The following is a 23,248-nucleotide window of genomic DNA, read 5'->3' as shown; positions in this document are numbered from 1 at the left end:
TATTTTGCTTTTTATGTCAATAGTTTTGAGTGGGCTAGCCCTATGGAGATCGCAAATACTGCGCTCGGTTAGCTATGATTTATTTAATTGAGGATCGCGGTAATGAACCCAACCTATTTATAGCGACAAAAAATAATAATTATGGAAAAATTGCCAGCAGCAGATGTTGAGCAAACATCTGAATTACAACAACTAAAAGAGCAATTACAGGTGCAGACAGAACTTGCTCGCCAAGCAGAGGCTCAACAGCGACATCTGACTGAAGAATTAGAAAGACGAGTAGCAGAAAAAACACTCGATCTAAGGAGAGCGAATGCAGCTTTGCAAAGGCAACTCGATGGCCAAAAACGGGTTGTAGCAGAGCTCAGACAAGAGCGCAAATTCATGTCGGCTTTGCTGAAGACTTCTGCCGCTTTGATTGTAGTACTCGATCGCCACAAGCGCATTGTCCGCTTTAACCGCGCTTGTGAGAGAACTACGGGTTACTCGTTTCGGGAAGTCCGAGGTAAACAAGTTCACAATCTGTTCTTACTACCAGAAGAAAGAGAGCGAGTTAAAGCTGTCTGTGGCAGAATTACTGCTGATGGTTCTCCGAATTATTGCGAGAATTACTGGGTGGCAAAAGATGGTTCTCGCCGACTGATTGCCTGGTCGAATACGCCGATTTTAAATAAGGGCAAAGAAGTTGAATATATAATAGCTGTTGGCATCGATATTACCGCTCGCAAGCAAGCAGCCCAAGAACGGGAAAAGTTAGCCGCCTTGGTAGAAAAGAGCTACGACTTTATTGCGATCGCAGCGCTAAATGGCCAATTGCTTTACGTAAATCAGGCCGGTTGTCAGCCGATCGGACTCGCTGCGGTAGATGCAGTTTCCAGCAAATCCCTGCTGGACTTTGTTCATCCGCAAGACCGAGAGTTTTGGTTGCAGGAAGTGTTGCCCAGTATACAGCAGGCAGGTCGATGGGAAGGGGAATTGGGATTTGGGCATTTTCAAACCGGCGAGTTGATTCCGATGCGGGTGCATGGATTTGCGATCGAAGATCCGCATACAAAAGAAACGATCGGCTTAGCTACGGTCAGTCACAATATTACTGAACAAAAACTGGCAGAAGAGAAATTGCGACGCAAAACTTCCGAGATGGAAGCTATTTTTCAGGTTTTACCGGATTTGTACTTTCGTGTAGACGCTGATGGAACTTATCTCGATTACCATGCGGGACAAAAGCAAGATTTATATGTTCCGCCGACACAATTCCTTGGCAAAAAAGTATCAGAAGTGCTGCCAGCAAATATCAGCGCTCGAATTTGCTCTGCCATTCACCAAGTTCTTCAAACTGGCGAGTTAGTCATTTTAGAATTTTCTTTATTGGTAGCAAATGGAGAACAATGGTATGAAACTAGGCTGTTACCGTTTTTAGAACAAGAAGTTATTAGTATTGTTCGCAACATCACGGAGAACAAGCAGGCAGAAGACGCGCTTAAAAGAAGTGAAAAACTTTACCGCACTTTAGTGGAAAATTTCCCTAACGGAGCCGTAATTTTATTCGATCGCGATTTTCGCTACACCATTGCTGACGGTCAAGAATTGCTAGCTGCCGGTTTGTCTAAAGAAAATTTAGAAGGCAAGACTTTATGGGAAGTAGTTTCGCCAAAAAACCGGGAAATATTGGAGCCAAAATATCGGGCAGCGCTGGCTGGAGAGCAAAACACTTTTGAATTATCATACGCTGACCAAATCTACTCGATGACGGCTTTGCCAGTTAGAAATGAAAAGGGAGAAATTTTCGCTGGCATGGTTGTTTCGCAAAATATCACCGAACGCAAACAAGCTATTTCTGTACTGCAACAAGCTAAACAAGAGCTAGAAATTAGAGTTGAGGAACGCACATCTGAATTAAAGATTGCCAACGTACTACTGCGCCAGGAAATTGCAGAGCGTTTGCGGGTAGAAGCGGCTTTACGAGAGAGCGAGGAGCGCTTTCGGAGCATTTTCGATCGAGCGGCGGTCGGTATCGCACAGGTGTTGCTATCCGGTCAGTTTTTTCTAGCCAATCAAAAGTTTGTCGATATCGTAGATTACACAGTAGCAGAGCTGCAACAAAAGACTTTCCCACAGATAACCCACCCCGATGACTTAACAACAAACTTAGCATACTACCGCCAGATATCGACAGGTGAAATTCACAATTACTCGATGGAGAAACGCTACATTCGTAAAGATGGTTTAGCGGTTTGGGTAAATATGACCGTATCGCTTTTACGCGGTAATACGGGTGAGCCGAAGTATTTTATTCTGGTTGTGGAAGATATCAGCGATCGCAAGCAAGTAGAAGCCCAAATCAAAGCTTCTTTGCAGGAAAAAGAAACTCTGCTCAAAGAAATTCACCATCGCGTCAAGAACAATATGCAGGTAATTTCCAGTTTGCTAGAACTGCAATCCCAATCTGTCAATGACGACCAGACGATCGCTCTATTTCGCGAAAGCCAGCACCGCATCCATTCAATGGCACTTATTCACGAGCAATTATATCAATCCGAGCATTTAGATATCATTAACTTCGCGGAATATATTGAAAATCTAGCTGCTAATTTGTTTCAGTCTTTCGGTTGCACCCGTAATAGCATCCATCTCAACCTTCAAGTCAGCAAAATTTTTCTCAATATAGAAACAGCCATACCCTGTGGTTTAATTATAAATGAACTCGTTTCTAATTCACTCAAATATGCTTTTCCCAAAGGGAATAAAGGTCAAATTAGTATTATATTTGGCCAAGCTAATTCTCAGCAATTTAACTTAAAAATTGGCGATAACGGCGTTGGTTTACCACCTGATTTCGATATAGAAAACGCAGAAACACTGGGTTTGCGATTAGTCCGTATACTGACCCGTCAGCTTAAGGGTATTCTGGAAGTAGATCGCCATAACGGTACACAATTTACAATTACTTTTTCTAAATTAAATTACCGCCGGAGGTTTTAAGAAAATGGCTAATCAAAAAATTATGGTAGTAGAAGATGAAATTATTGTAGCAGAAGATGTAGCAGGAAGATTGAGAAAGCTCGGTTACACAGTAACGGCAATTGCTACCACTGGCGAAGAAGCCATTCTAAAAGCAGAGGAAACACAACCCGATCTAGTTTTAATGGACATTGTGTTAGAAGGAAATATGGACGGTATAACTGCTGCTGAAAAGATTAGGAATAACTGCCATATTCCGATAGTATTCTTGACAGCTTATGCTGATGAAGAAACATTAAACAGAGCTAAATTAACAGACCCGTTTGGGTATATTCTGAAACCTTTCCAACAGAAAGATATGCACGCAACTATAGAAATAGCTCTGCACCGACATGAATTGGAAACAAAAATGCGTCAAGCTTTGGAAAATTCAGAAGAACTCCGGCAAATCGCGCAACAACAAGTGCTTCGCCAAAGCAAATATGTCGCAATAGCCGCTCACGAGTTACGCAATCCATTAACTGCCTTAGTAGCTTCTACCAAATTACTGGAGTTTAACCGCACGCACTGGGATGAGGAAAGCAAAACTAAATGTCTGCGTTTAATTCATTCAGCTATCCAAAATATGAACCAAATGATCGAGGATATACTCATGGTCGGTCGAGCAGAAACTGACCAATTACAGTTTAATCCAGCACCACTTAATTTATCAGAATTTTGCTATCATTTCGTGGAAAGAATACAATTAAGTGCTGAGGGTAAGCACAGACTGAAATTTGTTTCTGATGGTGTTATCGTTGCCATAATAGATCAACGCCTACTACAGCATATTTTGTCTAATTTACTATCTAACGCTATCAAATATTCTCCCAATGGAGGCACGGTCTACTTAGAACTCATTTGTGAGGAATCGGGAGTCAGCGATCGGGAAGGAATCACAAATGAACAAGGAATATTGACAACTAAAAAAGTGGTAATCTTCCGCGTGCGAGACGAAGGCATCGGTATTCCACAAACAGATTTAGGAAAATTGTTTGAAGCGTTTCATCGGTGCAGTAATGTGGGTGCGATCGCAGGGAATGGTTTGGGATTGACAGTTGTCAAAAAAGCTGTTGAATTACACGGTGGCACGATCTCTGTCGAAAGTGAAGTGGGAATTGGCACGACTTTTACCATTAAACTGCCCTGCAAAATTAAAATTTAGTAGGGCGTCGGGATTAGGGCGTCGGGATTAGGGCGTCGGGGCTAGGGGCTAGGGGCTAGGGATTAGGGCGTCGGGATTAGGGCGTCGGGGCTAGGGGCTAGGGCGTCGGGAAGAGGAAAAAAGAGGAATTTTGACTCCCCCACTCCCCCGCTCCCCCGCTCCCCCACTTGCTTAGACTTTCTGAGAGATGCTATAAGGACTGGTCAACTTATCCAACTGTTGCACCAGCAAACTGAGGAATAATCCCACATCGGTAACGACACCAACTGATTCGATCGAACCGCGATCGCTCAATTTCGTTACCACCGCCGGGTTGATATCCACACACACCATCTTCACCCCAGCAGGCGTCATATTGCCCACACCGATCGAGTGCAACATCGAAGACAGCATCAAAATCATGTCCGCACCTTGCAACAAGCGGGCATATTCTTCTTGCGCCTTAATCAAATCCATTTGCGTATCCGGCAAGGGGCCATCATCCCGAATCGAACCTGCCAAACAGAACGGCACATTGCTGCGAACGCACTCGTACATCACACCACTGCGGATAATTCCCATTTCCACCGCATTGGCAATACTACCGCAACGACGAACAGTATTAATTACCTTCAAATGATGTCGGTGTCCGCCACGCACGGCGACACCGCGTTTCATATCCACACCCAACGAGGTGCCCATCATTGCTTGCTCGATATCGTGGACAGCGATCGCATTTCCACCCAACAAAGCCTGCACGTAGCCATCCCGAATCAAACGCGACAGATGTTCGCCGCCACCAGTATGAATTACTACAGGCCCAGCCGTTACTACCACCTTGCCAGCGCGATCGCGAATTTGGCGCAGTTCCCAAGCAATTTGTTCCACAACTAATTCCACACGGCGTTCGCTAGAAACACCCGCACCCATAAAGCTGAATTCCTGGGTATTCCGCTGTTCGCGGGATTCAGTCTTGCGGATCGTGCGGATACCTTCCACACCCACAATTACCAAATCTCCCACTTCCAGATCCCGCAGCAACTTGCAGCGAGCCACTGGGCCATCGGGAGTGTGGTTAACTGCGATCGCGCCATCCATACGCTGATTTTGTACCCTCACCCACTGGCAATTCACCCGCACTTCCGTCGGATAAATAGTTGTCACGTAAAAATCATCGGGAGCGACACCCGCTTGCGTCACAGATGCAGTATTGACATCGCAAACTTCTTGCGGACGAGGCAAAGCACCCAGATCGATCAGCTGGGTCATGATCTCTTCCATGATGTCGTGAGAAGGAGCCGACACCTTCACTTCCGCCGAAGAAGTACTTTGGCGTTGCTCTCCCAAATTGAAATTCAGTACTTGGAAACTACCGCCAGTGTCTACAACCAAGTCTAAAGCGCGACTGATCAGACCGGCATCCAGCAAGTGACCTTCCATCCGAATCGTGCGACTTTCCACCGACACATTTGCGTGTATTTCTGTCTGCACCGGCTCGGTTACCCTAAGAGTCAAGCACTTAGCAGCTCCACCAGCTTTGAGAAATTCCGTCAGTGGCGTTTCCACCACGCTAAATCCAACATGATGCAAGCGCTGTTTCAGGCTATCGCTCGCCTTGTTCATGATGACAACGCTATCTACGTTGACCGCATTGCAAGCGAAGTTGACCGCATCCGCTTCCTCAATGGCAATTCGCTTTTCTGGTGCGACCCGCATTTCAATTAAGCGATTCGAGTAAGAATCAAACGCGGCTGGATAGTAGAGTAAGTAGCCACCGCTGAGAGGACAGAAGCAGGTATCCAGATGGTAGAATCGCTCATCTGTCAGCCGCAACGATAGCACTTCGATATCCAGCCATTTGGCAAGATAGGGGTGGGAGTCGAGTTCCGAGCGGAAACCGTATCCAGCCCACAGCCAGCGTCCTTCCCGATCGAGCAAAGCATCGCCAGCACCTTCAAAAGGTAGGTCTTTGGGCAATTCATGTACCGTGTAGCCTTGGGACTCGAACCACTCTTGGAAGTGAGGTTCTTCCCCTTGTCGCTCTTTGTGGTAAAAACGACTGAGAACTACGTTTTCACCCAAGACCAAACCGGCGTTAGCGGTAAATACCATGTCCGGCCAACCTTTTTGGGGTGTGACCAAATCTACGATCGCGTGGTCTTTGAGGATGTGGTAAAGTCCCTGCCACTGATCCACGGCGCGATCGCGTGACGATTTGTGAACGTTGCCTTCCATCCACGGGTTAATTACATAATCCACATCGTAGTGGTCGGGCGGGCACATGAGGAAGCGAATGGGAGAACTCATAAACTCATCTTGACAAGTGAATAAGACGCAAAACTCTAATTGGATACAGACTTTCCATGTTCCAATTCTGTACAACTTGTTACAAAAGCTTTGCCTCTTGTATACTGAGACGTTTGACGCGGCAATATTTATGGCCGCGTCAAATACCAGATATATAGTGAAAGTCGGTAACCGAGGCTATTTTCTATCTTATTACTTCATGGCCACACCTAGAGCGCTTTTGTGCTGATGAGTTAAAACAAGAGGGAGTGGGGGAGTGGGGGAGTGGGGGAGCGGGATAGTGTGAACTCGCTCAGCCTTTGAGCCAATAGGTTTTCATTTCGCCTTGTACTCTTGCATATGGGAAAGTATAAAATCAACACCGACAACTCCCCGTAATTCACCTGTTTTTCCATAAATAGGTTCGGCAAGAGTAACTTTCAAACGAGGTTCTTTGAAATCAATGTAAATTTCGCTCCAGGTTTCTTTACCTTTTTGGACTGCTTTTTTATACCAAGGTCGCACTCGCGGGTCGTAAGCATTGCCTATTTGTAGCAAGCGGGTAGGATTGCCTTCGGAATCGATATCAAAGCTAAAAAATTTACCGCCTGTTTAGTGGCATTAGTTCTCTTTAAAGATCTGATTTGGATCTTAATCGCTGTCTGCTGGATTTTGTCCGCAATCAAAAATTATCCCGAATTACCTTAACATCATCGCTCGTACAAAAAGTCCCTCTGATTACTTATGTTTTCTTTGTATGTTTGTATGTAGGTTTTAATAGCTACTTTCAGGCTGGCGGTAAGAAAGAACGATCGACAGATTCGATCTGACATCCCCAGTCACTTGGCTCCACCAATTGCTCAATCCTTGTCCCTAGTCTAGAATTAAGTGCGAACGGCGCTATCTTCATATCAAGATGGAATATTGGGAATTTCTGATCCAGAAAGAAGGCGATCGCTCCTGGCAACCCCTAGAATCGCCAGATGTCCAACTCCAGGAAGGACGATATCGCATCGTTGCCCGTTCTAGCCGTGCAGATACGGAAGTGGACGTGCGGATTACTCACGACTCCGCTGACGAAGACCCGCCAAAGCGTCGGATGCAGAAGCGATCGCGCCGCACCAGTCTGGAAGGATTGATGGTGGTGATTCCCTTTACCGATCTCAAACCGGGTATCTGGGAAATGCGCTGTCGTCCGGATTTAATTACGGATTTGATGGGCAATTCTTGGAAACATACCCTCCGTCTGCAAGTCTTGCCAAAACCTCCAAATACGGCTTCCCAACAGAAGCTTGAGGATAGCGCAGGTGTTTCCCTGGCAGATTTAGGTGCGATGACGGAATCCCCAGACCCGAATCCCGAAGCGACAAACTATTCTGGCGAGAACTTGTCGGTAGCATCCCAAGATCTGTCACAGAATGCTATACCAGTACAACCAACAGCAGCCCAAAAACAAGCAGATACTCCACCAAAAAATACAGAATCCGAACCATCTAACCCTTGGGCACCAGTTTTTACGCCAAAAGCTGAGAATACTGACTCTTATCCGCTGCGGCTAACGCTAAGTAAAGAAATCTACGTTGCTCGTCAAGGCCAATCTTTTGCACTATCAGGGGAAATTTCCCTTCCAGAAACCGATCGCGATCGAGCTTCCGGTAGACAACCCATTTTTAACGGTAAATTGCGAATTAGCTTGCGCGATCCGCAAAATGCCAAGATTTTGGGGGATCGCCAGCAGCAATTGTCGGGACAAGCAATACCCTTCACTTTTTCCTGCGACATTCAAATTCCGCCTCACAGCAAAACTCGTCTGATTTTAGGAGAAATCACTCTCTACAACGCTACAGAAACGCCAGAAGACGATCCGCTAGTTCTGGTAAGCAAATCTTTTACTGTCACCAGCGATTTAGATGATTTGCTGAGTGCGATCGCCGATAACTTCAGCGAAGCAGAAGTCGTCGATCCGCCAGTACAAGCAGCAAAAACACCAGCAAAAACACCAGCAAAAACACCCACACCAGATTCAGATTCATCTGACCTCGACGAGGAAGAAACTCCTAAATCTGTCGTTTTCCGACCCTTACAACCATCTACGGCTGGGCCTTTACCGCCTCTGCTACATAAATCGAATTCCCCAAAAGCAGCATCTAAACGAATTAAACTGCCTAAATTTCATCAAGTTTCAGCATTTGCAGCTTCCACAAATCCTGAAATTCAGGCTGAGTCTGCACCCGCAGATCCGATCGCCGCAACATCGGAAGAGTTATCCACGGAAACGGAAATACAATCGACCGAGGAAGTCTCTCCATCCCCGATCGCACAGGATTCCAGTCCAGAAGCGATCGCAGAAGCACTCAGCAGCGATACGGAAGCGCAAACTGAAGTTACTCAAACAGATACTCAAACAGTTGCTGAAACAGAAATTTCGCCTTCTGTTGAAGATACAGCTTTCCAATCCCTCAATCTGCAACAGCGTTTTTGGTCGCGGTTAAATGCGATCGCTACTGACGCTGACTTGTCCGCTGAGTTAAATCTCGACGACATTTTCGATCCAAACACGACTCCAGCAGAAGTACCGAAAATTTTAACTGACAAATCCACTCCCACAGAGGTGGATTTGACAGCCTACGAGATTGTTGTAGACGATGAAATACCAGAACCTCCTCGTCAAAAAAGCCCTGCCCTTAAGAAGTCGGATGCGATCGCCACTCCAGAAGAAGTATTATGGGATACCTCTGCCACTTCCCAAGACGAACCCATCCCAATGCCGGAATTAACAGTACCGGAAGGCGAATTGATCGCCGGACAACCTGTTCGTTTCCGCATCAAAATGCCGATGCGACAACCGCGACTCGGTGTTAAACTTTGGGTTTCCGACCTCCAGACGCGATCGATCGTGGAAAGTCCGCGCTGGGTAGGCGATTTTTATCCCGATCCGTGGGGAAACTTGGAAACGATCGCTCAAATCACAGTTCCCTTGGGAGTTTTGCAAGTTCGGATCGAAGCGATCTGCGTTGAAGTTCATACGGAACGCCAAAGCCACAAAGCGACTGTTGATCGTACAGTCATTCCTCCCAATTTACCCACCTTCCCGACAAATGATTTAGATATTTGATCGAAACTGGCAAAAAATCGCTTTTTTATCTATATTTCCGGTAAAAATTTAATCCCCGATCCCCAATACTTAATTTTTCCGGTCGCACATATCCTACAAATGCAAATCAAAACTTGCGCCTGACTATCGACGAAAATTAAAAGACCGCCTTTCTAATTTAGATAGGCGGTTTTTATCATAAACGAATTTGAGAACATTTAGCCTACTTAAAGAGGCTAGCTTATATCAAGTTAGAGGAATCTTTAGATCGAAGACCCTATACCTGCATAAGCCCCGTAAAAGAAAAGTCCCACAACTGTCAGTACACCAATTCCGGCGATCGTCGCCACGATCCACAAAGGAATTCTTCCACTTCCAGACATAGCTTAAACCTCCTCAAGCAACAGAATAGCCGTTAAATTTTCTCACATTGATATGCGATTCTCTTCAGTTAGTTAAAGAAATAACTGGAGAATAGAATACCGAGCACAAAAATCAGGAGTAAGCCCAAAAAAAGAGAAGTCCGGTTTAGTTCAACAGGCTGGTTATTGGGATTCGGAGATCTAGTTGGCATTTGTTACTCCTATCGGTGAATAAACTGCATTGCAGCGATCGCCCCTAAAAAGAAGACGGTAGGAACAGCTAGCGTATGAACTGCGAGCCATCTCACAGTAAAAATCGGGTACGTAACGGGCTCATTACCAGGGGTACGGCTAGTCATAATTCAAAACCAAGGATTGAAACTACTTTTCGACAAACTGCTCGATTTGGTCTACTGCGTTATAGCGATCGCTCAGGATAGGCACCTCTTGCCTAGTTTGAGTGTAATACTCATCAGGCCGAGGCGTACCAAAAGCATCATAGGCCAGACCTGTTTGCACAAACAGCCAGCCAGCAATAAACAACATGGGAATGGTGATGCTGTGAATCACCCAATATCTGATGCTTGTAACAATGTCCGAAAACGGACGCTCTCCTGTAGTGCCTGCCATTGTTCTCCTCCGACAACAAGATCAAAGCTTAATGAATATGATACGAAACATTACAAACTCTCACAAGCAAGCTACCCAGGTAAATGGGAAACTTTTCTTTGCGATCGGCGATCGCATCGCTCCGTGCAAGTTTCAAGCAGCGTCAACTGCACCTTGGTATTTGAGCAAAGTGCCTCTTTGACCGATAATAAAGCCCTTTTCCGGCGATAAAAAGACAACCTTGTACAAATTAGAAGGCACATCTTCAACATCGCGGTCTTTTTGCCAAGTTTTGCCGCCATCAAAGCTGCACAGCAAATTACCGCTGCCACCAGCCACCCAAATTTCTTCCGGCGTGCGATAAGCTAAATCCAGCAATCCCCAGCTAGTAGACATCTCTGGATATTCCGCTTCCAGCCAGTTTTTGGGGTCTTGAGGGTCGGTAAATTGAACCTGACCGCCACGAGCTAGCATCCACAGCCCACCATCCTTAGTAAAGCCCATATTTTGGACGCGGCGGGAGCTGTTGCGATTGTATGGCACCCAGGCATCCTGTCCTGGTTCCCACGTAGAGTAGAAACTGCCGTTAGAGGAAACTGCCACATATTTCCCATCCGGAGAGCGAGAAATATTGCGAAGTACCCCAAAAGCTTGCTGCACAAGCGCTTTCCAGTTTTGGCCACCATCCGTCGTTTTATAAATGGCTCCCACATCAGTCGTCATCTCTGCCGACTGAGGGCCTAGTGCCACTATACTATTGGGATTGCCCGGAAGCTTTTCTGACAGAGGGATGCGAGACCAAGTTTTTCCTTCATCGTCGGTATGCAGCAACAGGGCAGGTTCGCCCACAATCCACCCTTCCTCACCACTGAAACTCACCGAGTTGAGGCGGTATTTTTTGTCACCCAAATCCAGTTCTCTCGCTTGCCAAGTTTCGCCGCCGTCTGTTGTTTCCAACATAGTAGCTCGGCTACCGACTAACCAGCCGTGCATCGGGTTGTCGGTAAAAGCGATATCCATCAAGTTAGCATCTGTGGATGTAGAAACGACGTGCCAGGGGTTTTGACTGAGCGTGGCAACTTTACTGCAAGCCAGACAAAGGAAAACAACAGCCAATAAAGCTGCTACTCGTTGCCAAGATTTAAAGAGCGATCGCATTGTTTTGGAAATTTCTGTAAAACCTCTCATTGCAAACCGTAAAGACTGAGGAAGAATAAAAACCCTAGTGCCAAACCGCCAAAAATCAGTATATTCTTCTGCATTGGCGTCAACTTATTCACCCCCAAACCATAGCCGAGATTCTCCTTGAATCCCGACGGGGCTCCTATGGGGCCAATATTGCGAAAGACTGACTTCCGCACACCACAAACGGGACAGCGCCAATCAACGGGTAACTCTTCAAAGCTAGTTCCTGGGGGAATTTCTTTTTTATCGTCACCCTTTGCAGGTTCGTAAACATAGCCACAAGCGCTACATTCATAGCGATCTAGCGCTTTGACATCAACAGCTTGATTGCTCATAGCTCCGGCTTGGTATCGAGTTTGCGGTTAAAGCTTAAAAACTCTGTTACAAATTATGACATACTGCGATCGATTTCTCCTCAGTCATAGTTTTCCCATCCCCAGCCTTAGCAAGAGAACTACCATACAGAGCGGCACAATGGCAAAATGTAAAGAGTAAGTAACAAATGTCCTTTCGCCAAAGCGGTAGCTATTAATTGTGTTTGTCCTCAGTGGCTATGAGTATTTGCTAGGCTTCCTGATTGTTTGCAGCCTAGTTCCTGCCCTCGCTCTTACAGCATCTAAGCTACTTCGCCCTTCTCGTCGCGGCCCAGAGCGGCGCACTACCTATGAATCGGGTATGGAACCCATTGGGGGAGCTTGGATTCAGTTCAACATTCGCTACTATATGTTTGCCCTGGTCTTCGTCGTTTTTGACGTTGAGACGGTTTTCCTCTATCCCTGGGCTGTCGCCTTCCATCGGCTGGGACTCCTGGCCTTTATTGAAGCACTCATCTTTATCGCGATTCTTGTCGTTGCTCTCGTTTACGCATGGCGCAAAGGAGCCCTGGAATGGTCATAAACTCGATAACCAATACCCAAGCAATGGATGATTACAAAAATATCATCCTCAATCCCATTGAGCGCCCTTCTGTCTCCCAAGACTTATCGGAAAATGTCATCCTCACCACAGTTGATGACCTCTACGACTGGGCGCGTCTTTCTAGCTTATGGCCTCTGCTGTTCGGGACTGCTTGCTGCTTTATTGAAGTAGCGGCAATGATCGGCTCCCGGTTTGACTTCGATCGCTTCGGTTTGGTTCCTCGTTCCAGTCCCAGACAAGCAGATTTAATCATCACCGCAGGCACGATCACAATGAAAATGGCACCGGCTCTAGTTCGTCTCTACGAACAAATGCCAGAGCCTAAGTATGTGATTGCGATGGGAGCCTGCACAATCACCGGCGGGATGTTTAGTGTTGATTCCCCAACCGCAGTTCGCGGTGTGGATAAACTGATTCCGGTAGATGTCTATTTACCCGGTTGTCCGCCTCGCCCAGAAGCAATTATGGATGCGATCGTCAAGTTGAGGAAGAAAATCGGTAACGATTCGATTCAAGATCGGGCAAAATCTCGGCAAACTCATCGCTATTACAGCACCACCCACAAAATGAAAGCTGTACCCGAAATTTTGACTGGAAAATATCTACAGTCACCAACTCGTCAAGAACCGCCCAAAGAATTGATCGAAGCGATCGGCACCCCCGTACCCCCCGCTCTGATCGCATCTCAAAAGCAGGAGGTTCAACGTGGCTGAAGAATCTCAAATAGTCCAAGCTGGTAAAGCTTCTCAGTGGTTGGCAGAAAACGGTTTTGACCATCAAGCTTTGGAAGCTGACCATGAAGGTGTAGAAATCATCAAAGTTGAGCCAGATTTCCTTATCCCCATCTGTACAGCTCTTTATGCCTACGGATTTAACTACCTCCAGTGTCAAGGTGGTTACGATTTGGGGCCGGGACAGGAATTAGTTAGCTTTTACCATTTGATCAAAGTGAGCGATAATGCCGATCGCCCAGAGGAAGTGCGCGTTAAGGTATTTCTGCCACGCGATAACCCCAGAGTTCCTTCTGTCTACTGGATTTGGAAAACCGCCGACTGGCAAGAGCGGGAAAGCTACGATATGTACGGCATTATCTATGAAGGACACCCCAACCTGAAACGAATTTTAATGCCGGAAGATTGGGTCGGCTGGCCTCTGCGGAAAGATTATATTTCGCCTGATTTTTACGAATTGCAGGATGCTTATTAAAGTTTCCTCGATAACTTTCAGCAAACCCCCTATGGGGGTTTTTTTTATGATAGCTAGGGCTAGGGGAGTGGGGGAGTGGGGGAGTGGGGGAGCGAAAGAATTAATATTTTCCTTTTTCTTTTTTATTTTTGACTTTTTCTTTTTGACTTTTGACTTTTTCTTTTTGACTTTTGACTTTTTCTTTTTGACTTGTGACTTTTTCTTTTTGACTTTTTCTTTTTGACTTTTGACTTTTGACTTTCCCTGACGCCCTACTGTAATAATGGCAGTGTCACCGTAAATTTTGTACCCTTTGCAACTTCACTGGTAACTTCTATCTTTCCGTCGTGTAAGTCTACGCATTGTTTGACGATACATAACCCCAAACCATTACCGGCTATCTTGCCTACATTAGAAGCTCGATGAAATGCCTCAAATAGTCGGTGTTGTTCTTCTTTGGGAATGCCAATACCCTCATCCTTTATTTGGAAAACTACTCTATTTTCATAACAGATAAAGTCAAAATGTACAGTACTTCCTGGCGGTGAATATTTAATCGCATTTGATAATAAATTGCACAAAATATGCCGTAGAAGTTCTTCATCCATCCAAGCTTTTGTTAAATTGTTAAACGCCAAACTCGGAGTTTGTTCGGAGCCAGTTGTGTAGAGAGACTGAAAAATAATATTATGCTTATTATGGTCGATAAATGCAAACTCTTCCACTAAAACTCGGCAAAAATTTTCTACATATATTGGCCCAGGATTGAACTCTAGTTTTCCGAGGTCTAACCGACCTACTACCAATAAATCTTCTGCTAATTCGTTCATTCTTTCTACAGCTAGAATAATTTGCTTTAAATATTCTTCTATTTTCGCAGTAGATAATTCAAATATGTGGCCTTCAAGTATTTTGCTAAAACCTAAAATTAGGGAGAGAGGATTGCGAATCTCATGAGAAACCATTGATACCAAATGACTTTTGAGTTCGCTATTTTTTTGCAACTCGTTATTGGCAGTTTGAAGGTGCAAAGATAGGTTTCGCGCTCGCAATAAAATTTCTACTCGCGCCTGCAATTCCACCTTCTCAATCGGACTGATAATTAACTCATCAACCCTCTGCCACAAGTGTCGGGTAGCTACCCTTACCTCCTGGCGGGAAGTGAGCAGGAGAAAGGGTAGAAAAACTGGCTGATGTGCTTCTCTTGTTGCTTGCACCCATTGCCATACCCGGTCTAGAGCCAGACCGTCTAAAATACACAAGTCAAAATGGATGTTTGAGATTGCTGCTGAATTAGCGATCGCACAAACATCAGACTCAGAGCTCAAGAATAGCCATTCGGGATTGTTTTCATCTGGCAGAATAACTTCGTAATACTTGCTCAACCAATCCCAGAGTAGGCGACGGTTATTTTTGTGGTCTAAAACCAGTAAGATACGGCTCATGTTGGTGTACCCATCAAGCCTCGAACAATGCCCAGTAACTCTCTAATCACAAGTGGTTTTACTAGCATATTGCGTGCGCCGTGAGCAAGGCTTTCTTGTTGAATGGCGGCACTTTGTTTCGGTGAAATCACAAAAAAAGGAATTTGTTTCTCTCGCACTCGCTCGCACCACTCCCAAATTTGACGATCGAAACCAGAGAGATCTACCAAAACCAACCCAATTTCAGTTTCCCCGCTCAACGCTTGCTCGAACTCTTCTATGCTGGCAGCACAAATAGTTTGGTAACCTTCTTTATCCAAGAATTGTGCCAGCAGTTCCAAGTTGCGCCGATTGCGGTCTACTGCCAGAATCAATGGCTTATCGTTCATAGTTTATCCCTCTCCGGTGCCTTGCCTCCTTGTGGGAGGTCGCTCAAGATACCCCTGATTTCCGGCGTTGCTTCGCTGATTTTGATGCCGTAGCGAGTGATTTGAATCTCTCGCAAGCTTTTTTCAAAGTCACTCAATCTTTTTTTCAGCACCCCAATCACTTTACGAAGTTCTAGTTTTGAGTTGACATAGCGCTCGAAATAGCGTAGAAAAATTACATTGTCCGCCAGGTAACTGATGCCGTATTCAGTCCCTTGGTATTCGCCGGCAAAAGCTTTTGTCTGATTGACTAAAATCACGGTCACGCCCATATTTGCCAGATATTTGCATACCGTGTGCAAATGACTCACTAAATCTTCACCCCGCACGGCAAGGCGATAACCAGATACACTGTCAATCATCACGATGCTTGTTTGTTGCTGCTCGACTTGCTGACGCACCAAGTAGGCGAATTCATCGGGTGTAAATTTCAGCGGTTCCACTTTCAGCAACGACAGGGTACCGCGCTCGATCATCGTTTGGGCAGGAATATTGATGTTATGACAGCGACGCACGAGCAGTTCTACATCTTCTTCAAAGGAAAAAACTACCGATCGCTCTCCTCTCCCGGCTGCTTCTTTCATAAACTGGAGGCCGATCGTCGTTTTGCCCACACCGCTAGGGCCGCTCATAATCGTAATCGTACCCCGCTCAATCCCCCCGTGAAGCAGCTGGTCTAGTTCCGGGATGCCGGACGAGACCGGTTCGGGTACAAACACCTGTTTGTATGCGTCCGGCTGCAAACGCGGGAAAACCTCGATTCCCGCACTTGTCAATCTGATTGAGTGATACCCAGACCGGAAACCAGAGCCGCGAAACTTGGTGATGCAGATGGTTCGTTTTTGGTCTGAGTAACTGAGGTTAAGGATACCATCACTCATAAATTGGAGATCGTCATCAGGAGCAGCTTCACTTCCTTCCGATGTGAAGAGTACGGTGGTTTTCTGTTCTACCAGAAAGCGCACGAAAGAAAGCACCTGTTTGCGGAACTGGAAAGCATCTGCCGATAGGTAACGAAACTGGGTCATGGCGTCCAGAAATACTCGCTGCGGTTTGAGCGTCGTTACCTCATCAATAATTTTTTGGGTGGTTGGTTCTCTTTCCACCTCAGCTGGTGAGAAAATGTCGTAAGTTTGAATCTCGGTAAAAAATTCCGATGTAGGGCTGAGGTCTAAAAATTCAATATTTTTTTCATCAAAACCGAGAGCTTTAGCGTTGGTGCGGATTTGCTCTGCCGGTTCCCCTAAAGTGATATAAAGCGTCTTTTCTCCATTGGCAACACCTGTGGCCAGAAAGTGCAATCCCAAGGTAGTCTTGCCAGCACCAGGGCCACCCCGTACTAAATAAGCGCGACCGGGAATGAAACCGCCATCAAGCAGCTCATCTAGACCAGATATCCCTGTTAACAGACGTTCTTGAGGCATATGAAAATTTCTTTGGCTCCCAAACTATCCTAAATTAACGCTAAGAACTAAAAATACTATTTTTTACTGAAGCTGCACAAAATAGCCATAGCTTAACCTATCTATAATAGTTCCTTACTCAGTTACACTCGAACAGTTCCTTTATCAGTCACTAACGAGGCAACTTTTATGGTTCTCCCAACTTCATTGCCAATTGCAGTTAATCCTATCAAGTTCGGTACTGATGGCTGGCGGGGCATTATTGCCGCAGATTTTACTTTCGATCGCGTGGCTATGGTAGCACCTATTGCCGCTCAAGTGTTGGCAAATGTCTATGGCGAGACGACGGGAAATCGTAAAATTATTGTCGGTTACGATCGCCGCTTTTTAGCGGAAACTTTTGCCCGCAAAGCGGCAGACGCTATACAAGCGGCTGGTTTTGATGTGCTGCTATCGGAAAGCTACGCTCCTACTCCCGCATTTAGCTGGGCTGCTAAAAAGCTTAACGCTTTGGGTGCTATAGTGATTACTGCCAGCCACAATCCCGCTCCATATTTGGGGTTAAAAGTCAAGGGTGCTTTTGGTGGGTCGGTGCCTCCGGAAGTAACGCGACAGATTGAAGGTTTATTAGATGGTGAATTATCAAGGCAGGAAAGTCCGGGAAGTTTAGAAATATTTAATCCTTGGCCGAGTTACTGTGAAGGGTTGAGAGCTAAGGTGGATATCGATCGAATTAAAAATGCGATCGCCCAAAATAAAATTACTGTGTTTGCTGACGTAATGCACGGTGCTGCGGCGGGTGGACTGACGCAATTGTTGGGAATGCCGATCCGCGAAATTAACGGCGATCGCAATCCTCTCTTTGATGGCGGTGCGCCAGAACCTCTGCCGCGTTACCTTTCCCAATTGTTTCGAGTTATGCGAACTCACGGTCGTAAGGATAGCACAAATTTGTCGATCGGATTTGTGTTTGATGGAGATAGCGATCGCATCGCGGCTGTGGATGGAGAAGGTAATTTCCTCAGTTCGCAAATATTGATTCCCATCTTGATCGAACATCTAGCAACGCGACGCGGTTTGACTGGCGAAGTTGTCAAAACTGTCAGCGCTTCCGATTTAATTCCCCGTGTGGCATCGCTGTATAATTTACCTGTATTTGAAACACCAGTCGGTTACAAATATATTGCCGATCGAATGTTGGAAAGTCATGTTTCGATCGGTGGCGAAGAGTCTGGTGGTATTGGTTACGGCACACACATTCCAGAAAGAGACGCTTTGTTATCGGCTTTATATTTGTTGGAAGCTGTTGTTCAATCTGGGATGGATTTGAGCGATATTTATCGTGGTTTGCAGTCGCAAACAAATTTTTTCTCGGCATACGATCGCATCGATTTACCCTTGGCTAGTATGGATGTGCGATCGCGTCTGTTAGAACAATTGCAAAACCAACCGCTGACAAAAATTGTCGGTCAGGATGTCGTCGATTGCAATAAAATTGATGGCTATAAATTTCGTTTGGCTGATGATAGTTGGTTGATGATTCGTTTCAGCGGTACGGAACCAGTTTTAAGGTTGTATTGCGAAGCGCGTGATTTAGAAGCGGTGTATGAAAGATTAAATTGGGCGAAAGATTGGGCTAGCTCGTTTTGATACGATAGTGATAAAATTGGGTATGAATTTATGAAAGCGTTAGACGATCGAAAGCTTTCTCTGTACGAAACTGACTATCTGCAATGGATTGAAAAAACTCTGGAAAAATTGCGAAGCCAGGATTATGCAAACGTGGACTGGGAAAACTTAATAGAGGAAATTGAGGACATGGGGAGGAGCGAACGCAAAAGCCTCAAGAGTAATCTTATTGTCGTTTTAGTTCATTTGCTTAAGTGGCAATTTCAGCCAGAACGTAGGAGTGGTAGCTGGGAAGGTAGCATTATCGAACACCGCAGACGGGTGAGGGAAGCTGTGAGCGAATCTCCCAGTCTTCAGCCTTATCTTGAAGCTATTTTAACTGAGTGTTACGCTCAAGCAGTTAAACAAGCAAAAGCTGAAACTAATTTGCCATTGGAGATATTCCCCACACAATGTCCTTATGAGGTAACACAAGTCACGAATGATGAATTTTTACCGCAATAAAATAAAATATCGGCACAAGGAAGAAAGATGAAATTATTAGTAGTCGCTACAGGAAACCCAGGCAAGTTGAAGGAAATGCAAGCTTATTTGCAAGATTTAAACTTAGAATTGCGCCTGAAGCCAGACGAGTTGGAAATTGAAGAAATCGGCGATACTTTTATGGCAAATGCTTGTCTGAAAGCATCTGAGGTAGCAAAGGCAACTGGTGAATGGGCGATCGCAGATGATTCCGGTTTGTCTGTCGATGCTTTGAATGGCGCACCGGGTATATATTCTGCTCGTTACGGCAAAACCGACGCGGAACGTATCGAACGGCTGCTGCGGGAATTGGGTAGCGAAACGAACCGACAAGCTCAATTTGTCTGTGCTGTAGCGATCGCTAGCTCTGATGGTTCTATTTTCCTGCAAACAGAAGGAATTTGCCGAGGGGAAATTCTCCATCAGCCTCGCGGTAAGGGCGGTTTCGGCTACGACCCCATTTTTTACGTTCCCGAAGCACAGCAAACCTTTGCGGAGATGACACCGGAGTTAAAGCGATCGATCAGTCATCGGGGCAAAGCTTTCCAAGCACTATTGAAGGGACTGGGGGTTAGGGGATAGGTAATAGGGAGAGGGAAGAGGAATTTTGACTTTTGACTTTTGACTTTTGACTTTTACCTCCCCCGCTCCCCCGCTCTGCTTAAATCGCTTCGGTATTCTTTTCCCCGGTTCTGATCCGTACTACTTGATCGACGGGGGTGACGAAAATCTTACCATCACCGATTTCTCCCGTCCTAGCTGCGGCGATAATTTTATCAACCACGCGATCGACTTGATCGTCTTCAACCACAACCTCAACCTTGAGTTTTTGCAGGAACTCGACTGTATATTCGGAACCGCGATAGCGTTCGGTTTGACCTTTTTGGCGTCCAAAACCTCGGACTTCGGAAACCGTCATCCCTACTATGCCGGCATTGACTAAGGCAATTTTAACTTCATCGAGTTTGAAGGGCCGAATAATTGCTTCAACTTTTTTCAATTTCTTGACTCCTCAGCTAAGTTCTATTTGTTTCTGGAAAATAATTCTGTATTTTAAGTCTTCCACTTGCTATTTGTGGTATTGGCTTTATCCGATCGCACTTGAGATCTACAGCCGAATTAATTGGGGTGTCTCGTATCTAGTGATTGCTCCTTTTCTCTCCAAGCTACCGTTAGAGACTACCATATCTGGCGTCATCTTTTATAATTGCGGTAAATTCGCAGATTTTTGTAACAATTATTACGCTTTGCTGCTGAGCTTATTGATTCGATCGAGCTAGCCAGTGCCTTATGATTTTTTGCAATCGCTCTTAAGGTTGGGGGAGAAGTAGATGAGAACGATCGCATTAGTTGCCGGTGGACTGGTGATGGCAGGTTTGGGCGCTGGCATAGTTTTGGCGGTAAGTCCCAAACAACTCAAACAACCTACTCTTGCAGAAGCTTACCAGACAATCAAAAGCAAACAATTTGTCGATCTCACTCACGCTTTTGAACCTGGGATACCGCACTGGAAAGGTTTTCCGGATGAGAAGCGGGAAACTCTTTACTGGTACGATCCCAATGTCGGTAAGCTTGGTTCTGGTTTCTGGGCGGAAATGTTTTTTGACAACTCCCCTGCCTGAAGGCGAGGGGATTCTTGGTTCATCGAGATAGCTTATGCTACTTGCTCTCCCCAAAATTCACCGCGATGTGCCCCACCGCTGTATAGCCACGTTGCAATACGACTTGCGCTGCTGCTACATCTCGATTCGTTTCATAGCCACATTCAGGACATTTGTGGACACGCTCAGATAGGAGTTTCTTGCCTGTATGCGTTTGACACCTTGGACAGGTTTGACTGGTTCCATTGGCATCCACTTTGGCAAAATACGCACCACGCTTGAAGCAGACATGGCTCAAAATGTTAAGGAACTTTACCTAACCCCTAGCCGCTTTGACTTTTGGTTTTGCCACTCCATACTTTATTAATATGCCAGCGCCAACAAACAAAGCGATCGCAACTGCGCCAATTCCCAAGGGACTGGGTAACCAGAACACCGCTTCGAGATGGTTGATTTCACCTGGTTTAAGCGTCCAAACGAGTGGATGTCCGTTGGCCAAATTTGCAGGTTCGATCGCATTCTCCCCATTCGCAGCAGTACTAACACCCCAAGGCGTGTTGAGGCGAAAATCTAACTGAAACAGGGAATCGGCATTGATAACAACATTACCTTGAGGAGAAATAACCGCAAGCGATCGCAAATCCAAATCGTAACTCAACTTATTCCGCACCACCAATAAGTAATTGCCTTGATTTAATGTCAGATGGGAATTAATTTTTGGTAAGTCGGGATAATTGCTGTTGACAGCTTCAGCTTTTTTCTCGTCGATCGGGTTGAAAAATTGATTGAACTTTTCCGCCAATTCCTCGCCATTGTTGAAAGGAATAGTCACAACCAATTCGTTGTCAGAAATCCGTTCAGTTTTCCCCCGTAGCTGGGTAGCGCGACTCTCGATGCTGTTCAACCATTGGTCAACAGTTGCTTTGCTAAACTCAGCAAACTTTTCTTTCAGGTTGATATGCTGCACCAGTTCGCCGCTGTTGGTATTTTTAAATGTCAACCCCAAATCGTACTGCACGCAACCGGTGAGAAAAGTTAATAGGCAAAATGCAAAAGGCAAAAGAAAGAGAAAATGCTTTTTCCTTTTGGCTGTTTCCGGTGTCATTTTTTCCTTTTCCATATCACTTTTGCCTTTTTTCTATTTAAGTTTGCCGCGCCGCTACACCTAACTTCTCAAACAAAATGCTGGGCAGATAAGCACCGCCGCCTACCCATTCGGGACGATCGCTCAAATCTACCAAATTCTGAAACGCTTCAAAAATATTACCAGCCACCATCGTATTTTTCACCCTGCCCACGATTTGGCCTTTTTCTACTTTGTAGCCTAAATCCAGGTTGACGGAAAATTCCCCGGCTAACTGGTTGGATTGTCCCGCACCTAAAACTTGATCGACAATCAATCCTTCGTCGATTCCCGCAATCAAGTCTTCCACTGCTGTGCTACCGGGAGAAAAGCACAGGTTGACCATATCTGGGCCAGGTCGAGATAGCCCACCGCGAAATCCGTTGCCGGTTGATTCGCGACCTGCACGGGATGCCCATCTCCTATCCCAATAAAATCCCATTACGGTGCCTCGGTCAATCAAAACTTTCTGACTCGTGGGCGTTCCTTCATCGTCGAAGGCACAAGCGGATGGCCCGATGCTGGGGTCTTCCAACAAAGTCAGGCGTTCGTCGAATAGGTTTTGGCCCACTTTGTCCGCTAGGGGCGATGCTTTCTGGACGACTGCTTGCCCGGATAGTACTGTATCGAATAATCTGCCCAAGGTGCCAGCTGCTGCTCTGGGGGTAAATAGCACTGGGTAGGAACCGCTGCTAATTTTAGCTTGTTGTTCTGCCCAACGATATTTTTGCAGGAGGTTTTCTAAGATGCGATCGCAATCGGGAACACCTTCTCTGGCTACATCGAAGCTGTAAACTTGGAGGAAATCTTCGCCTCTGACCAAGTTTCCCGATAAACTGGCGCTGACTGTCTGACTGCTGCGTTCGCCGTAAACATCACCGCTTGTGGCAATTTTAATTTTTCTAGCGCGGACGTGAAAGTCTACGTTGACTAGGATATCTGAGTTGTATGCGCGAACTTCCGATATGAGTCGATCGCCTATTGTCACTAATTCTTGTGTTGGCGGTGGTGTGTAGCTGTTTTCTGCTGGCTGGAATTTTACACTGCTGGCAAACTCAAATTCTGCTCGATCGCCAATTTCCGATGTTTGGACTGCTGCATCTACCAAGTCTTCCAACCGCGTTAAGTCTGTGGAACTGGCAAATCCCAGTTTACCCTGACAAACTACTCGCAGCGCTACTCCCTGAAGCGCTTTTGTCTGGAGGGATTTTAAACGATTGTTTTCAAATTCGATCGGTGTGTCTTGACTCGATAGGTAGTACACTTCCGCTGCATCCGATCGTCCGGATGCTAGCTTCAGTATTTGCTCTAGTGTGGAATCGCTCACGATATCAG

General features: G+C 45.8%; 25 protein-coding genes and 1 pseudogene. 11 read left to right on the top strand and 15 right to left on the bottom strand.

All coding sequences use genetic code 11. From position 1 onward, the window contains the following. The first annotated feature begins 141 nt into the window (after positions 1–141). Both ACE1CD_RS13495 and ACE1CD_RS13490 read left to right on the top strand, forming a co-directional pair. Positions 142–2,982 carry a PAS domain S-box protein gene (locus tag ACE1CD_RS13495; RefSeq protein WP_374824684.1) on the top strand — a complete coding sequence of 947 codons (2,841 nt, stop codon included), beginning with the start codon at positions 142–144 and terminating at the stop codon, positions 2,980–2,982. Positions 2,983–2,986: 4 nt separating this feature from the next. Then, entirely contained in the window at positions 2,987–4,165 is a 1,179-nt protein-coding gene (locus ACE1CD_RS13490; protein WP_374797288.1) for an ATP-binding protein, read from the top strand. A gap of 171 nt (positions 4,166–4,336) precedes the next feature. Here the strand turns inward: ACE1CD_RS13490 and ACE1CD_RS13485 are convergent, their stop codons facing one another. Then, a complete protein-coding gene (locus ACE1CD_RS13485) occupies positions 4,337–6,451 on the bottom strand; it encodes a TIGR00300 family protein (RefSeq protein WP_374797286.1) in 2,115 nt (704 codons plus the stop codon). Between the two features lie 315 nt (positions 6,452–6,766). After that, complete coding sequence (locus ACE1CD_RS13480) at positions 6,767–7,015, bottom strand: cache domain-containing protein (RefSeq protein WP_374797886.1); 249 nt, start codon at positions 7,013–7,015, stop codon at positions 6,767–6,769. A 59-nt stretch (positions 7,016–7,074) separates the two neighbouring features. Between ACE1CD_RS13480 and ACE1CD_RS13475 the strand changes: the two genes are divergently transcribed. Beyond that, positions 7,075–7,260 carry a hypothetical protein gene (locus ACE1CD_RS13475; RefSeq protein ID WP_374824681.1) on the top strand — a complete coding sequence of 62 codons (186 nt, stop codon included), beginning with the start codon at positions 7,075–7,077 and terminating at the stop codon, positions 7,258–7,260. Between the two features lie 86 nt (positions 7,261–7,346). After that, positions 7,347–9,545 carry a hypothetical protein gene (locus ACE1CD_RS13470; protein WP_374824678.1) on the top strand — a complete coding sequence of 733 codons (2,199 nt, stop codon included), beginning with the start codon at positions 7,347–7,349 and terminating at the stop codon, positions 9,543–9,545. Positions 9,546–9,787: 242 nt separating this feature from the next. Here the strand turns inward: ACE1CD_RS13470 and ACE1CD_RS13465 are convergent, their stop codons facing one another. From ACE1CD_RS13465 to ACE1CD_RS13440, 6 genes are all read right to left on the bottom strand, one after another. Beyond that, complete coding sequence (locus ACE1CD_RS13465; RefSeq protein ID WP_190461501.1) at positions 9,788–9,907, bottom strand: photosystem II reaction center protein J; 120 nt, start codon at positions 9,905–9,907, stop codon at positions 9,788–9,790. 68 nt (positions 9,908–9,975) lie between these two features. Continuing rightward, on the bottom strand, positions 9,976–10,098 hold the full coding sequence (locus tag ACE1CD_RS13460; RefSeq protein ID WP_190461499.1) for a photosystem II reaction center protein L: 123 nt from the start codon (positions 10,096–10,098) through the stop codon (positions 9,976–9,978). Between the two features lie 9 nt (positions 10,099–10,107). After that, positions 10,108–10,245 carry a cytochrome b559 subunit beta gene (gene psbF, locus ACE1CD_RS13455; protein ID WP_190461497.1) on the bottom strand — a complete coding sequence of 46 codons (138 nt, stop codon included), beginning with the start codon at positions 10,243–10,245 and terminating at the stop codon, positions 10,108–10,110. A gap of 22 nt (positions 10,246–10,267) precedes the next feature. Then, positions 10,268–10,516 (bottom strand): cytochrome b559 subunit alpha, encoded by a 249-nt coding sequence (gene psbE, locus ACE1CD_RS13450; protein WP_190461495.1) that lies wholly within the window; start codon positions 10,514–10,516, stop codon positions 10,268–10,270. A 132-nt stretch (positions 10,517–10,648) separates the two neighbouring features. Continuing rightward, positions 10,649–11,653 (bottom strand): photosynthesis system II assembly factor Ycf48, encoded by a 1,005-nt coding sequence (locus ACE1CD_RS13445; protein ID WP_374797884.1) that lies wholly within the window; start codon positions 11,651–11,653, stop codon positions 10,649–10,651. Positions 11,654–11,679: 26 nt separating this feature from the next. After that, complete coding sequence (locus tag ACE1CD_RS13440; protein WP_374797281.1) at positions 11,680–12,015, bottom strand: rubredoxin; 336 nt, start codon at positions 12,013–12,015, stop codon at positions 11,680–11,682. A gap of 199 nt (positions 12,016–12,214) precedes the next feature. Here ACE1CD_RS13440 and ndhC point away from each other — a divergent pair, with 199 nt between their 5' ends. The 3 genes from ndhC to ACE1CD_RS13425 are packed head-to-tail and all read left to right on the top strand — an operon-like array spanning position 12,215 to position 13,804. Continuing rightward, the gene (ndhC, locus tag ACE1CD_RS13435) at positions 12,215–12,577 is read left to right on the top strand and encodes a photosynthetic/respiratory NAD(P)H-quinone oxidoreductase subunit C (protein WP_190461491.1); all 363 of its coding nucleotides are present in this window, start codon (positions 12,215–12,217) and stop codon (positions 12,575–12,577) included. Further along, complete coding sequence (gene ndhK / locus ACE1CD_RS13430; RefSeq protein ID WP_374797279.1) at positions 12,568–13,311, top strand: photosynthetic/respiratory NAD(P)H-quinone oxidoreductase subunit K; 744 nt, start codon at positions 12,568–12,570, stop codon at positions 13,309–13,311. Before ndhC ends, ndhK begins: the two co-directional genes overlap by 10 nt. Then, positions 13,304–13,804, top strand: a complete 501-nt coding sequence (locus ACE1CD_RS13425; RefSeq protein ID WP_374797277.1) for an NAD(P)H-quinone oxidoreductase subunit J — start codon at positions 13,304–13,306, stop codon at positions 13,802–13,804. The genes ndhK and ACE1CD_RS13425 overlap by 8 nt, the downstream gene beginning before the upstream one ends. A 251-nt stretch (positions 13,805–14,055) precedes the next feature. Here ACE1CD_RS13425 and ACE1CD_RS13420 read toward each other — a convergent pair whose 3' ends face one another. Genes ACE1CD_RS13420 through ACE1CD_RS13410 form a run of 3 tightly spaced genes read right to left on the bottom strand, consistent with a single transcriptional unit; the run spans position 14,056 to position 17,059 of the window. Beyond that, positions 14,056–15,228, bottom strand: a complete 1,173-nt coding sequence (locus ACE1CD_RS13420; RefSeq protein ID WP_374797275.1) for an ATP-binding protein — start codon at positions 15,226–15,228, stop codon at positions 14,056–14,058. Next, on the bottom strand, positions 15,225–15,596 hold the full coding sequence (locus tag ACE1CD_RS13415) for a PleD family two-component system response regulator (protein WP_190461484.1): 372 nt from the start codon (positions 15,594–15,596) through the stop codon (positions 15,225–15,227). The genes ACE1CD_RS13420 and ACE1CD_RS13415 overlap by 4 nt, the downstream gene beginning before the upstream one ends. Further along, entirely contained in the window at positions 15,593–17,059 is a 1,467-nt protein-coding gene (locus ACE1CD_RS13410; RefSeq protein WP_374797273.1) for an ATPase domain-containing protein, read from the bottom strand. The genes ACE1CD_RS13415 and ACE1CD_RS13410 overlap by 4 nt, the downstream gene beginning before the upstream one ends. 168 nt (positions 17,060–17,227) lie before the next feature. Between ACE1CD_RS13410 and ACE1CD_RS13405 the strand changes: the two genes are divergently transcribed. Genes ACE1CD_RS13405 through rdgB form a run of 3 tightly spaced genes read left to right on the top strand, consistent with a single transcriptional unit; the run spans position 17,228 to position 19,771 of the window. Continuing rightward, the gene (locus tag ACE1CD_RS13405) at positions 17,228–18,688 is read left to right on the top strand and encodes a phosphoglucomutase/phosphomannomutase family protein (protein WP_374824675.1); all 1,461 of its coding nucleotides are present in this window, start codon (positions 17,228–17,230) and stop codon (positions 18,686–18,688) included. 30 nt (positions 18,689–18,718) lie between these two features. Then, on the top strand, positions 18,719–19,171 hold the full coding sequence (locus ACE1CD_RS13400) for a DUF29 domain-containing protein (protein WP_374797269.1): 453 nt from the start codon (positions 18,719–18,721) through the stop codon (positions 19,169–19,171). 27 nt (positions 19,172–19,198) lie between these two features. Beyond that, entirely contained in the window at positions 19,199–19,771 is a 573-nt protein-coding gene (gene rdgB / locus ACE1CD_RS13395; protein ID WP_374797267.1) for an RdgB/HAM1 family non-canonical purine NTP pyrophosphatase, read from the top strand. A gap of 79 nt (positions 19,772–19,850) precedes the next feature. On the opposite strand, the gene ACE1CD_RS13390 is transcribed toward rdgB, so the two are convergent. Further along, a complete protein-coding gene (locus ACE1CD_RS13390) occupies positions 19,851–20,189 on the bottom strand; it encodes a P-II family nitrogen regulator (RefSeq protein ID WP_190461474.1) in 339 nt (112 codons plus the stop codon). Positions 20,190–20,520: 331 nt separating this feature from the next. On the opposite strand from ACE1CD_RS13390, the gene ACE1CD_RS13385 reads away from it, so the two are divergent. After that, positions 20,521–20,811 carry a hypothetical protein gene (locus tag ACE1CD_RS13385; protein WP_374797264.1) on the top strand — a complete coding sequence of 97 codons (291 nt, stop codon included), beginning with the start codon at positions 20,521–20,523 and terminating at the stop codon, positions 20,809–20,811. A 37-nt stretch (positions 20,812–20,848) separates the two neighbouring features. On the opposite strand, the pseudogene ACE1CD_RS13380 reads toward ACE1CD_RS13385, so the two are convergent. The 3 genes and pseudogenes from ACE1CD_RS13380 to ACE1CD_RS13370 form a co-directional block, all read right to left on the bottom strand. After that, positions 20,849–21,103, bottom strand: a pseudogene (locus tag ACE1CD_RS13380) (zinc ribbon domain-containing protein); the annotation flags it as partial. Between the two features lie 3 nt (positions 21,104–21,106). After that, complete coding sequence (locus ACE1CD_RS13375) at positions 21,107–21,910, bottom strand: DUF3153 domain-containing protein (RefSeq protein WP_374797262.1); 804 nt, start codon at positions 21,908–21,910, stop codon at positions 21,107–21,109. Positions 21,911–21,932: 22 nt separating this feature from the next. Then, positions 21,933–23,240: a TldD/PmbA family protein gene (locus ACE1CD_RS13370; RefSeq protein ID WP_374824672.1), complete on the bottom strand. Its 1,308-nt coding sequence runs from the start codon at positions 23,238–23,240 to the stop codon at positions 21,933–21,935. Positions 23,241–23,248 lie beyond the last annotated feature (8 nt).

The organism is Aerosakkonema sp. BLCC-F183, assembly GCF_041929145.1.
Taxonomy (GTDB): domain Bacteria; phylum Cyanobacteriota; class Cyanobacteriia; order Cyanobacteriales; family Aerosakkonemataceae; genus Aerosakkonema.
The sequence above is the reverse complement of the archived record's forward strand: the minus strand, read 5'-3'. Positions and strand labels throughout refer to the sequence as shown.

Bases quoted from the DNA above. Each gene is read 5' to 3' on its own strand.
- ACE1CD_RS13495 (WP_374824684.1), top strand. From the start codon at position 142: ATGGAAAAATTGCCAGCAGCAGATGTTGAGCAAACATCTGAATTACAA.
- ACE1CD_RS13490 (WP_374797288.1), top strand. From the start codon at position 2,987: ATGGCTAATCAAAAAATTATGGTAGTAGAAGATGAAATTATTGTAGCA.
- ACE1CD_RS13485 (WP_374797286.1), bottom strand. From the start codon at position 6,451: ATGAGTTCTCCCATTCGCTTCCTCATGTGCCCGCCCGACCACTACGAT.
- ACE1CD_RS13470 (WP_374824678.1), top strand. From the start codon at position 7,347: ATGGAATATTGGGAATTTCTGATCCAGAAAGAAGGCGATCGCTCCTGG.
- ACE1CD_RS13465 (WP_190461501.1), bottom strand. From the start codon at position 9,907: ATGTCTGGAAGTGGAAGAATTCCTTTGTGGATCGTGGCGACGATCGCC.
- ACE1CD_RS13460 (WP_190461499.1), bottom strand. From the start codon at position 10,098: ATGCCAACTAGATCTCCGAATCCCAATAACCAGCCTGTTGAACTAAAC.
- psbF (WP_190461497.1), bottom strand. From the start codon at position 10,245: ATGACTAGCCGTACCCCTGGTAATGAGCCCGTTACGTACCCGATTTTT.
- psbE (WP_190461495.1), bottom strand. From the start codon at position 10,516: ATGGCAGGCACTACAGGAGAGCGTCCGTTTTCGGACATTGTTACAAGC.
- ACE1CD_RS13445 (WP_374797884.1), bottom strand. From the start codon at position 11,653: ATGCGATCGCTCTTTAAATCTTGGCAACGAGTAGCAGCTTTATTGGCT.
- ACE1CD_RS13440 (WP_374797281.1), bottom strand. From the start codon at position 12,015: ATGAGCAATCAAGCTGTTGATGTCAAAGCGCTAGATCGCTATGAATGT.
- ndhK (WP_374797279.1), top strand. From the start codon at position 12,568: ATGGTCATAAACTCGATAACCAATACCCAAGCAATGGATGATTACAAA.
- ACE1CD_RS13420 (WP_374797275.1), bottom strand. From the start codon at position 15,228: ATGAGCCGTATCTTACTGGTTTTAGACCACAAAAATAACCGTCGCCTA.
- ACE1CD_RS13415 (WP_190461484.1), bottom strand. From the start codon at position 15,596: ATGAACGATAAGCCATTGATTCTGGCAGTAGACCGCAATCGGCGCAAC.
- ACE1CD_RS13410 (WP_374797273.1), bottom strand. From the start codon at position 17,059: ATGCCTCAAGAACGTCTGTTAACAGGGATATCTGGTCTAGATGAGCTG.
- ACE1CD_RS13405 (WP_374824675.1), top strand. From the start codon at position 17,228: ATGGTTCTCCCAACTTCATTGCCAATTGCAGTTAATCCTATCAAGTTC.
- ACE1CD_RS13400 (WP_374797269.1), top strand. From the start codon at position 18,719: ATGAAAGCGTTAGACGATCGAAAGCTTTCTCTGTACGAAACTGACTAT.
- rdgB (WP_374797267.1), top strand. From the start codon at position 19,199: ATGAAATTATTAGTAGTCGCTACAGGAAACCCAGGCAAGTTGAAGGAA.
- ACE1CD_RS13385 (WP_374797264.1), top strand. From the start codon at position 20,521: ATGAGAACGATCGCATTAGTTGCCGGTGGACTGGTGATGGCAGGTTTG.
- ACE1CD_RS13375 (WP_374797262.1), bottom strand. From the start codon at position 21,910: ATGGAAAAGGAAAAAATGACACCGGAAACAGCCAAAAGGAAAAAGCAT.